Here is an 11,610-nt window from a genome sequence, read left to right on the forward strand (position 1 = left end):
AGCGAGGCACCGAGTGGTGGGGCAAGCCTTTTTTGCTTACTTTTTTTGGCGTTTGAAAAAAAGTGAGCCGCCGTAAGGGCGGAACCCTAAGTAGCCGTTACCCAAATAACGGATATTCGCCCTGAGAAAACATCACCCCCTAACCCACCGCTCCCGCCGACTAAGCACAGGCTTTTTTACAAACACCCTCTGCGGCAACAGCAACCAAGCCAAGGCCGGCAGCAGAATCAAGGCCCCAAGCATGTTCACCAGGAACATAAAGGCCAGCAACACCCCCATGTCAGCCTGAAACTTGATCGGCGAAAACGCCCAGGTCGACACCGCCACCGCCAAGGTCATGCCCGTCAGCAACACCACCTTGCCCGTGAACAGCAGCGCCTGGTAATACGCCTGGGCCAGGGTGTCGCCGGCACGCATCCGCGCCAGGATCACGCTCAACACGTAGAGCGCATAATCGACGCCAATGCCCACGCCCAATGCAATGACCGGCAGTGTCGCGACTTTCACCCCCATGCCCAGCCCCACCATCAGCGCCTCGCACAGGATCGAGGTGAGCATCAGCGGCAGCATCGCGCACAGGGTCGCCCGCCAGCTGCGGAAGGTCAGCAAACACAGGAGGCTGACCGCACCGTAGACCCAGAACAGCATCTCGCGCATGGACTTCTTCACCACGATATTGGTCGCCGCTTCGATGCCCGCGCTGCCGGCCGCCAGCATGAACTTGACCTCCGGCATCTGATGCTCGGCAATGAATTGCTCGCTGGCCTCCACCACCCGGTTCAATGTGTCAGCCTTGTGATCGGCCAGGTAGACGTACAGCGACAGCATCGAGCAACCCTGGTTGAACAACTCCCGCGGTGCACGGGTTTGCACAGCACCCAGCGCACCGTCGTTGGGGATCAGTTCATACCATTTGAAGTTGCCTTCGTTGTAACCGGCCGTGGCGATCTTGCTCAGCGCCGCCATCGAGGTGGTCGACTCCACGCCGGGCAATTGCTCCAGTTGCCAGGCCAGCGCGTCTACCGCGGACAGGCTGGCGTAACGGGTGCACTGATCCTCCGGTGTCTTGATCATGACCACGAAGATGTCCGAGCTGGCCGCGTAGTTTTGCGTCATGAACAGCGCATCGCGGTTGTAGCGGGAGTCGGCCCGCAGCTCCGGAGCGCCGGGGTCCAGGTCGCCGATCTTCAGGTGCAGGCTCACGGCAAAACCAAACGCCGCCAACACCAAGCCAACCAGCATGGCGCCAATGGCCCAGCGCCGTTGGGTGAACAGATCGAGCAGGCGCCACAGCGGGTGCTTGATTTGCGCCTGCTGTTCGGTGGTTTCCGCACTCAGGCTGCGTTGCGCCGCCGCCGGGCTGACGCCGATGTAGCTGAGCAGGATCGGCAGCAGAATCAGGTTGGTGAAAATCAGCACCGCCACACCGAGGCTGGCGGTGATCGCCAGGTCCTGGATCACTCGGATGTTGATCAGCAGCAGCACCGCAAAACCGACCGCATCACAGAGCAACGCGGTGATGCCGGCAGCGAACAACCGGCGGAAGGTATAACGCGCGGCGACCACCCGGTGCGTACCTCGGCCGATGTCCTGCATGATGCCGTTCATCTTCTGCGCACCATGGCTCATGCCAATGGCGAAGACCAGGAACGGCACCAGTGCCGAGTACGGGTCCAACTCATAACCGAGCAAGGCAAGCAGCCCCAGTTGCCAAAGCACCGCCGCCAGTGAACACGTCACCACCACCAGGGTGCTGCGCGCGCAACGGGTGTAGCCGAACAGCACCAGTACCGTCACCAGGACCGCCACCACGAAGAACAGCAGGACTTGGGTCATCCCCTCGATCAGGTCGCCGACGATTTTGGTAAAGCCGGTGATGTGAATCCGCAGGTCGTCGGTCTGGTACTTGTCCCGTAGCGCCTCCAGTTGCCGGGAGAATTCGCCGTAATCCAGCGCCTTGCCCGTCTGCGGATTGATTTCCAGCAACGGCACGAAGATCACGCTGGACTTGAAGTTGCCCGCAACCAATTGACCGACTTCCCCGGAGCGGCCCACGTTGGTCCGCACCTGCTCGATGCTGGCGGCCGAGCCGTCGTAGTCGTCGGGGATCACCGTGCCGCCGTCCAGGCCTTCTTCGGTCACGGCGGTCCAGCGCGTGGTCGGGGTCCATAGCGACTTCATGTAGGGACGGTCGACACCCGGCAACAGATAAAGCTCGTCGTTGAGCTTGGCCAGGGTGTCGAGGTAATCCTTAGTGAAAATACTCCCCTGCTTGACCTCCACGGCAATGCGTAGCGAGTTGCCCAGGCCGCTCAACTCACTGCGGTTCTCGAGGAAATTGGCGACATAAGGATGCCCGGTGGGAATGGTCTTCTCGTAGCTGGCATTGATGCCGATGCGCGTGGCTTGCCAACCAAGCACCAAGGTCACCAGCAGGCACAGCAGGATCACCAGCGGTCGATGGTTGAAGATCGCCCGCTCGGCGAAGTTGCCCGACGCCCGGTCGAAGTCTTCCTGGCGGCCGATCACGGTTTGGGTTCTGTCGTCTTTCAAGTTTGACTCCTGTTGCACGAGCCGTGGCCCGATAGCGCTACACCGTGAAATTTCAAGGTTTACCCGAGGCACGCGGATCCTGGTCAGCGGCCACGCCGCTCAAGCCGACGCTGGCCAGGCTGCCATCGACCGCCTGTTGCACGGCAGCGACGGTCCCGCCGCTGCGACTCTGACGTTTGTCGAAGCTGCGTCCCTGGTCATGACTGAAGAGAAGCTCGCCACTCTGGCTCGCCAACAGCAGGCCGCCGTCGCGCAGTTCGAGGGCGCTTACCAAGGTTGATTCGATGCCGGTTTCCAGACGTCGCCAACTGCCGCCACGGTCATCTGACCACCAGGCGTTGCCACGCAGGCCATAGACAATCAAGGCCCCATCACGGGTGCCGAGCAGGCCGAAAAAGCTGCCTTCATAAGGTGATTTCAAGGCCTGGAATGACTGCCCGGCATCGGTCGAACGCAACAACAGGCCGCGCTCCCCCACCAGCAGCAAATCCTTGCCCAAGGCGCGGATGCCATACAGATTCAAGCCCTGGGGATTGTCCACATGCTGCATCCACGGTTGCCAACTGCGCCCGCCATCGTCGGTACGGAAGATCTGGTTGTAGGCACCCACGACGTAGCCGTGGAGGCGGTCACTGAAGTACAAGTCAAGAAACGGCTTGTCCGGCCCGTCATCGAGCATGTGCCGTGCCTGCGCCAAGTGGCTGGCACCGTCAGGTTGGTTGGCATCGCGCTCAGCGACTTGCACCGCCAGGGCGATGGCACGCTCGCCGTCGAGTTGTTTTTGCCAGGTTTCGCCGCCGTCCTGGGTGTGCAGCACCACGCCCAGATGACCGACCGCCCAGCCCTGCTCGGCATCGACGAACTGCACTGCCGTCAGGCTGACGCTGACCGGCACCTTGGCCTGGCGCCATGTCACGCCTGCGTCATCGGAAAGCAGCACGATCCCACGCTCGCCCACCGCCACCAGGCGTTCGCCGGCCCGGCCCAGCCCGAGCAAGACCGCGCGTGGGGCCTTGGCCGTCGGCAGTGCCGGTTGCTGCAGCACCGCCAGGGTCGTGGCCTGTGCGACCCAAGGCACGCTCGCCAACAGGCATCCGAGCAAGGCGCAAGCCCCCCATAACGGACCGCGGCGCGCAAAGATTTTTTCAACGTTCATATCGTTATTCCGCCTGGAAAATCGTTAGCGACCGCGACGAACCACCTCCTCGTCACGGCCGCCACCGGTTCAACGCATGTTTTCGTTGGCCATGGCATCCGGGGTGAAATAGGACGCTGAAGGCTTCGCGACCTTCTGGTATTGAACGGCCAGGTCGTTGCTCGATGAGTTGAGGAAGTAGGCCCCCGTGTCGAGGTTGTAGCTGCCCCACATGACCTGGGCGGTCAGGGCCGGCAGGTCCGGTGCCAGCAGCGTCAGCGAATACATCTGCCGGCCGAGCTTGCCCTGGGCGTCATAACCGTCGGCCATCAGGATCTGCCAGGAGTCCTCGTCGACGTAGTAAGTGCGACGTGGCACGACATGGCGCTTGCCGGATTTGAGCGTGGCCTCGACCACCCAGACCCGATGTTTCTCCCAACGCACCAGATCGGGGTTGAGGAAGTTCGCCTTGACCAGGTCGTCGCTCTTGGCCAACGCAGCGCGGTTATTGTTGTAGGCGACGATCAGCTCTTTCTTGCCCACCAGCTTGAGGTCATAACGATCGGTCGGCCCGAACAGCATGAATGCTTCGTCGAACAAGCCGACGCCGGAGGTCACGAAGTCCGGCGTGTCATAGGCAATGTTCGGCGCCCGACGAACCCGGCGCTGACCAACCAGGTACTGCCAGGCCGCCCGATTGGCCGGGTCCAGGTCCCAATGGGTCATCAGGCCTTCGCCGGCCTTGGATGACGGCAACTCGGTGAACAGCTTGCCCAGCAGGTACTTGCCCGAATAGTTTTCCAGGCTGCCGCCTTCGACGTAGTAGGGAAACTGGTAGGTGTATTGGGCCCGGGTCGCCTGGACTTTCTTGCCACCGGCGGTCATCAGCCAGGTATCGAAAGGCGAGCTGATGGTGTCACCGCCCTGCCAGGACAACCGATAATTCCATAGCACCTGCGCACCGTTTTCCGGGATCGGGAACGGGATGCCGCCGTACGCACTGGAGACCTTCTCACTGTCCACGTCCAGCGTGGCGCGGGTGGCGTTCTTGCTGGTGTTGTCATAGACCCATTGCGGCGCGGCAGCCGAGCGATGGGTCGGGTACACGTCCAGGCGGTAGTCCGGGTACTTTTTCAGCAGCAACTTGGTGCCTTCGGCCAATTCGCCGGCGTACTGCTCCATGTTCGCGGCCTTGATCGAATACAGCGGTTTCTCGCTGGCGAACGGATCGGCGCGCTTGTCGCCCGATTTGTAGCCAGGCGTGACCTGGGTGTAACCGCCCTGCCATGCCGGAATGCTGCCATCGGCGTTGCCGGCACGCTCGCCGCCCAGGGGGGTCAGATCGGTTTTCAAACGGGCGGCCTGTTCGGGCGACACCGCTGCCTGCGCCAGCCCCATGCCGGCGAGGGCCAGGGTCAGGACGCAGGTGTTCAGGAAAGCTGTGTTCTGCATGGCGAATCCACCTTATTAGAATGAGGTTTTCACGTAGAGCGAGACGAAGTCGCGGTCGGCCAACGACTGTCCGTAACTGAAATTGCCGTCCTCGCGCAGCCCGGCTTTCGGGGCACCGAAGAAGTTCACGTAATTGAGGCCGACGTCCCAGCGTTGCAGGTAGGTGGCTTTGAGCCCGACACTCCAGTCACCGGAATGGGTGTTGCCGAAGCCGGATTTGTTGACGGCCGATGAGCGCCCATCGAGCACGATCCCCATGCCGATCGGCACCGTCAGGTCGATCCCGTCGATAATCTGGAAGTACGCGGGCTCCAGCAGCACGCGCAGCGCCGTGGCATCGCGGGTGGTGTTGGAATCCAGGGCGGCCGGGTTCTTGGTCACGCTCAGGGTGCGGTTCCAAGCCAGTTCGGCCAAGGCCGAGCCGCCGTCCCAGAACGCATTGGGCGATAACAGGTAAATCGCCGACAGGTTGGCGTGGGCGGTCTTGCCCCTGGCGAACAACTCATTGTCGCCACCATCGGCCTCCACGCCGGGGGCCACCACTTGCAGGTTGCTCACCAGCGGCGCGTTCCAGCGCAACGATGTTTCACCGGCAAAGTTGAACGGGCCATAGGCGGTGGAGAAACTGACGCCGGCCGTCTTGATGTCTTCGGCGTAGACCTGACGATAGGAACCCAGGATCGGCAACCCGCTGGCCGCTGCCGCCGGACCGTCCAGGTAGGCATACAACCCGATCGGCGCTTTATCGTGATACTGGGCCGCGTAGAAACCCAGCTCCAGCTCGGTGCCGCTCGGCTTGAAGCGGATCTGCATACCGCCCTGCCCTGAATTGCGCGGTTTCAGGTCACCGCCATTCACCGTGTCGTTGCCAAAGACTTCGCGCAGCGGACCGCTGCCATAACCGATGGCATCGACGTCGCTCAGGTAGCTGCCGGCACCGGGCAGGTTGGAACGCTCCCACTCGAACTGATAGTAAGCGCCCACGGACAACTGCGGGTTGATCTGCAACTGCCCGGAGATCTGGTTGACCGGGCGCAGGATCTCCTTGAACTGCGTACCCGGCACGCTGAGCAACTTGACGACGTCGGTCGGCCCCTGGGCATTGGCGATGCCGTTGCCACCGTAGAACAGGCTTTCGCCGTAGATCAGGCTGTGGCGGCCCAGGCGCGCCACGCCCTGGGAGTCTTCACCCAGATCACCGCGCACGAACACGAAGGCATCGAGAATTTCCGCGTCGCGACCGTGGAGCTCGCGGGTTTCGCTGAGGAAATGCGGTTGCTCGCTGCTGTCGGTGTCCTGGTTGTAGATATCGTCGTACCAGGCCGCGCCGCTCACTCGCAGACCATAGTTTTGCCGGCTGAGGTCCATTTCGGAGAACAGGTCCAGGCGATTGGAGACCAGGCCGCGACTGAAGTTCTTGTCACCCTGGCTCTGGATCGAGGGGTACAGGCCGTTGGCGGTCGGCGCGTTGACCAAGCGGCTGTCCTGCCCTTGCAGGCGCCAGGCCTGGCTGTACTTGATGGTGTTGTCCCAGCGCAGTTTCCAGTCAGAGTCACCCAGGTCCATTTGCATGGCCTCGACCCGATCGACCATCACACCGGTGCTGCATAACGCCAGGAACAGCGCGCAATGCTTGAAACGAAAGCTCTCTTTGACGTTATCCATGGACGCTTCTCATTATTGTTATTTTTGGGCATGGCTTTGGCAGCCAACACGCTCAGGTCGCGGCTTGCGCCGCTTTCCACAGGTGCGCAGTTCAGATGTAGGTGGAGGCCAATCCCCCATCGACCGGCAGGTTCACGCCGTTGATCCAGCGCGACTCGTCGGCACACAGGAACGCGATCACCGCCGCCACCTCATCGGCGTAGGCGGGACGTTTCATGCGGTGGGCATCGGCCTGGGTCCGGGCCTCGCCGAGCATGCTCACGAAGTCGTCGAGAATGGGCGTGAACACCGGGCCTGGGGCGACACTGTTCATGCGCACCGAATGCTCGAGGAACCAGGGCTGGGCCTGCAGGTAGTTCCAGACGATCAAGGCTTCCTTGAAGTACTGGTAGCAGGTCTGGTCCGGCACCGGGTGGTCGGCCAGCCAGGCTTGCGCGGCGGCAAAATCCTCGATGCGCGCCAGCGCCTTGTGCTGTTCCAGACGCAGCGGCCATTCGGCGCCGAGGATCGAGGCGATATTGACGATGCTGCCGCCAGCATTGATACGCGGCAGCAGCGCACCGCTCAAATGGCGCAGCCCAAGGTAGTTGACCCGCGCCAGCAGTCGCGGATTGGCGGTGCCCGGCACACCGGCAATGTTGCACAGGCTGTCGAGCCGTGCGGGCAGCTGTGGCAGCAAACGGTCGATGTTCTCGGCGCTGCTCAAGTCGCCCTGTACAAAACCGTCCAGGGTCATGTGCGGCGCCTTGAGGTCCACGCCGATCACCTGGGCGCCGTGGGCACGCAGCAAGCTCGCCGTGGCAGCACCGATACCCGACGAGACCCCCGTCACCAGCACAATCTTGTTGTCGAGTTTCATGTTGAGTCCTCTTCTTATTGTTGTGTACCCGCCGGGCCCAGCTCATCGAGCCCGGTAAAAACGGCCGGTCAGAACGGGTAGACCGGCGCCGTGTCCTTGACCGTGACCCACTGCCATTGGGTGTATTCGTCCCAGTCCGCCGGGCCGCCGACACTGCCGCCATTGCCCGAGGCGCCACGTCCGCCGAACGGGTTGACGCACTCATCGGCGACGGTCTGGTCATTGATGTGCAACATGCCGCACTGCAACCGCTCACCGATGGCCATGGCCCGGCCCACCGACGGTGAAATGATCGCTGCGGCCAAGCCATACTCGGTGCGATTGGCCAACTCGATGGCTTCGTCGTCGGTGGCGAAGCTGACCACCGTGGCCACGGGCCCGAAGATCTCTTCGTCGAAAGCACGCATGCCCGGCTTCACGCCGCTGAGCACAGTGGCCTCGTAGAACAGCCGATCGTGGTCGCCGCCCGCTTCCAGCCGAGCCCCGGCAAGCACGGTGTCGCTGACGATGTCGTGGACCCGTTGCAACTGCCGCTGATTGATCAGCGGCCCCATCGCGGCTTCTTCCCGGGCAGCGTTGCCAGTCGTCATGGCCTGGGCCTTTTCCACCAGTTTGCGGGTCAGCTCGGCGGCGATGGATTCATGGGCGAGGATCAAGCCGGTGGCCATGCAAATCTGCCCTTGGTGCAGCCAGGCGCCCCAGGCTGCGTTCCGAGCCGCGAGGTCGAGGTCGGCGTCTTCGAGAATGATCAGCGGGTTCTTGCCACCCAACTCCAGGGCGACCTTCTTCAGGTTGCGCCCGGCCACTTCAGCGACCTTGCGCCCGGCGCCGGTGGAACCGGTGAAGGCGATCATGCGCACGTTAGGGTCGCGGCACAGCGCCTCACCGGCATCCGCCGCGCCGGGCAACACTTGCAACAAGCCCTTGGGCAGGCCTGCCGCCTCGAACAAGCAGGCGATGAGGAAACCGCCACTCACCGGGGTCTGCGGATCCGGCTTGAGCACCACCGCGTTGCCCGCCGCCAGGGCCGGCGCGACAGAGCGCATGGACAGCACCAAGGGAAAGTTGAAGGGTGAAATTACCCCGACCACGCCGTGGGGCTGGCGCCGCGCATAGGACAGGCGCCCCGCCTCGCTGGGCAAGACCACCCCATGGGCCTGGGACAGCAAGCCGGCGGCCTGGTGCAACAGCACGATGGCTTCGCGTACCTCGTGCTGTCCCTTGAACAGTGCAGCGCCGGTCTCCCGGGCCACGTACAACGCCAGTTCGTCGAAGGACTGCTCGGCTACATCGGCGGCCTTGCGGAAGATCGCCGCCCGTTGCCGCGGGCCCAGGGCCGCCCATGCCGGCTGAGCGAGGGCTGCGTCGCGACTGGCCTTGGCGATGTCGGCGGTGTCGGCCGTGGCACAGCGCATCAGCCGCTCACCGGTGGCCGGTTCGATGATCGTTTGCAGCGGGCCCGAGGCAGGCACCCAGTCACCGTTGAAGACACATTCCGACTCGATCACCTGGGACAACAGGTGGCTCTTGGATGCAGACATTTAACACTCCCGGCTCTTTGTTGTTGTCATCGTTTGCCGCACCTGGACGGTGTCGACGCAAACGCCGTGCAAGTGCTTGAGCAAGCGCTGTGCCGGTTTTGCCCGCAGGCCTTGATAAACCTGGCGCAGGGCTCTGGCTCAGGGTTCTTCGCCGGACACGACGGGGCGGGAGCCGTCGCTGTCCTGGCCGTTGGCCAGCTGCCGCTTGTTCATTTGATAAAGTTATGCTTAATAACTATCTCGCCAGGTGATCATTTCGATCACTGCGTCATCAGGGGCATAACAATGAATAATCCCCACTGCCAGTTGCCGGACCGGATCGCCACCGAGCATTTCCATCCACGGGGCGACAGCAAAGAGCTGAGCGACAGCAGTTCGCCCACCACGGCAGAGCTCACCGCGTGCCTGTTTTTCTCCCCCGACGATGGCCGTATCTGGCTCAACGACCAGCGCATGTTGCTGCTGCACAGTTCCTCCTTCGGTGCGTTGCGCCGGGAAATCATCGAGCGCCAGGGGCTGGAGCAGGCCCGCGGCATGCTCACCCGCACCGGCTATTCCTCCGGCGCCCGCGACGCCCGGCTGATTCGTGAACGCTGGCCCCACGCCGATGCCGCGGCGGTGTTCCGCGCCGGCACGCACCTGCATACCCTCGAAGGCATGACCAAGGTCGAGCCGCTGCATTTCAAATTCGACGCCGACTCGGGGTTCTATGAAGGTGAATTTCTCTGGCATCACTCCTGCGAGGCCGATGAGCATGTCGCCGCCTATGGCACCGGGCAGGATCCGGTGTGCTGGACCGAACTGGGCTACGCCATCGGATTCGTCAGCGGGCTGTTCGGCCAACTGGTGGTCTTTCGCGAAGTGGAATGCCGGGGCATGGGTCATGAACGCTGCCGAGTCATCGGCAAGACTGCCGAGCAATGGGGTGACATCGAGCAGGACCTGAACTACCTCAATGCATCACCGACGACGGTCGTTCCGCGCGCCGATACTCAGTCCGACAACGTCGCCGGAACCGCCCCGCTGCCGGACAGCGAACAGCCGCTGATCGGCGCCAGCGCCGCCTTCAACGCCGCGACCCAGGCCTTGCAACGGGTGGCCTTGACCCCCGCCACCGTGCTGGTCAGCGGCGAGTCCGGCGTCGGCAAGGAAATGTTCGCCCGCCAGCTGCACCAACTGAGTCGCCGCCGTGACGGTCCGTTCATCGCCCTCAACTGCGCGGCCATCCCCGACAACCTGATCGAGGCCGAACTGTTCGGCGTCGAGCGCGGAGCCTACACCGGCGCCACCCATTCACGTCCCGGTCGCTTCGAGCGCGCCCACGGCGGGACGTTGTTTCTGGACGAGATCACCTGCCTGAGCCTGGCCGGGCAAAGCAAGCTGCTGCGCGCCTTGCAGGAGCGGGAAATCGAACGGGTTGGCGGCGGCCAGGGCATCAAGGTCGATGTGCGGGTCGTGGCGGCCACCAACATCGACTTGCGCAAGGCCGTGGCGGACGGCGCGTTCCGTGAAGACCTGTTCTACCGGCTCAACGTCTACCCCATCGCCCTGCCGCCCCTGCGCGAGCGTCGCGACGACATACCTTTGCTGATCAACGCCTTCCTCAAGCGTTTCTGCCAGGAATACGGCCGCACGCCGATGGGGTTGACCATGCGCGCCTTGAAGGTGCTGTTGCGCTATGACTTTCCGGGCAACGTGCGCGAATTGCAGAACCTCATTGAACGCGGCCTGATCGCCAGCGAAGAAGGCCAGGCGATCGATCTGGTTCACCTGTTTCGCAATGAGCAATTGCCGGTGGATGCGTACTCCGTGGACCACCTCGGCGGCCTCTCGACCATGGGCCTGGTCGCCAACGACGTGGCAGAAAAACCGGCGTTGCTCCAGTCCCTCAGCCAACTGGACGCGGACTTCTCCATTGACGGCCTGGAATCGCGGCTGATCAACGAAGCCCTGCAACTGAGCAGCGGCAACCTGGCGGCGGCCGCACGCTCGCTGGGGCTGAGCCGGGCGCAGTTCGCGTATCGGTTGAAGAAGCATCAACGGGGTGTCCCGGACTAAATACAGAACCTGGGAGATGCTGCAAGGGTAGGTTTTGGCGCCGCTTCGCGGCCCAGCGGGAGCAAGCTCCCTCGCCACGGGTTTGTCGACGGCCTTAAGTGAACAACATAACCTGTGGGAGCGAGCCTGCTCGCGATGGCGGTGGGTCAGTTAGCATTGATGTTGGCTGGGCTGGCGCCTTCGCGAGCAGGCTCGCTCCCACACTGGCGTCTGGGTGACCGCGAGTCTGTGTCCAGCACAAATCCCCTGTGGGAGCGGGCTTGCTCGCGAAAGCGGTGGGTCAGTTAGCATTGATGTTGGCTGGGCTGGCGCCTTCGCGAGCAAGCCCGCTCCCACACTGGCGTCTG

The 11,610-nt window shown here is 63.0% G+C and carries 7 protein-coding genes; 1 reads left to right on the forward strand and 6 read right to left on the reverse strand.

Annotated features, from left to right (window positions below; genetic code table 11):
* Positions 1-132: 132 nt before the first annotated feature.
* From J3361_RS23765 to J3361_RS23790, 6 genes are all read right to left on the reverse strand, one after another.
* Complete coding sequence (locus tag J3361_RS23765) at positions 133-2,553, reverse strand: MMPL family transporter (RefSeq protein ID WP_207966577.1); 2,421 nt, start codon at positions 2,551-2,553, stop codon at positions 133-135.
* 52 nt (positions 2,554-2,605) lie between these two features.
* Positions 2,606-3,709, reverse strand: coding sequence for a YCF48-related protein (locus tag J3361_RS23770; RefSeq protein WP_207966578.1), 1,104 nt, complete (start codon positions 3,707-3,709; stop codon positions 2,606-2,608).
* A 69-nt stretch (positions 3,710-3,778) separates the two neighbouring features.
* Positions 3,779-5,140 (reverse strand): DUF1329 domain-containing protein, encoded by a 1,362-nt coding sequence (locus J3361_RS23775; protein WP_207966579.1) that lies wholly within the window; start codon positions 5,138-5,140, stop codon positions 3,779-3,781.
* Positions 5,141-5,155: 15 nt separating this feature from the next.
* On the reverse strand, positions 5,156-6,805 hold the full coding sequence (locus J3361_RS23780; RefSeq protein ID WP_207966580.1) for a DUF1302 domain-containing protein: 1,650 nt from the start codon (positions 6,803-6,805) through the stop codon (positions 5,156-5,158).
* A 91-nt stretch (positions 6,806-6,896) separates the two neighbouring features.
* On the reverse strand, positions 6,897-7,664 hold the full coding sequence (locus tag J3361_RS23785) for a coniferyl-alcohol dehydrogenase (RefSeq protein ID WP_207966581.1): 768 nt from the start codon (positions 7,662-7,664) through the stop codon (positions 6,897-6,899).
* 68 nt (positions 7,665-7,732) lie between these two features.
* Complete coding sequence (locus tag J3361_RS23790) at positions 7,733-9,205, reverse strand: benzaldehyde dehydrogenase (RefSeq protein WP_207966582.1); 1,473 nt, start codon at positions 9,203-9,205, stop codon at positions 7,733-7,735.
* A 285-nt stretch (positions 9,206-9,490) separates the two neighbouring features.
* Here J3361_RS23790 and J3361_RS23795 point away from each other — a divergent pair, with 285 nt between their 5' ends.
* Complete coding sequence (locus J3361_RS23795) at positions 9,491-11,263, forward strand: sigma-54-dependent Fis family transcriptional regulator (RefSeq protein WP_207966583.1); 1,773 nt, start codon at positions 9,491-9,493, stop codon at positions 11,261-11,263.
* Positions 11,264-11,610 lie beyond the last annotated feature (347 nt).

The sequence above is a fragment of the Pseudomonas sp. OA65 genome, assembly GCF_017498305.1.
Classification (GTDB): domain Bacteria; phylum Pseudomonadota; class Gammaproteobacteria; order Pseudomonadales; family Pseudomonadaceae; genus Aquipseudomonas; species Aquipseudomonas zanjanensis.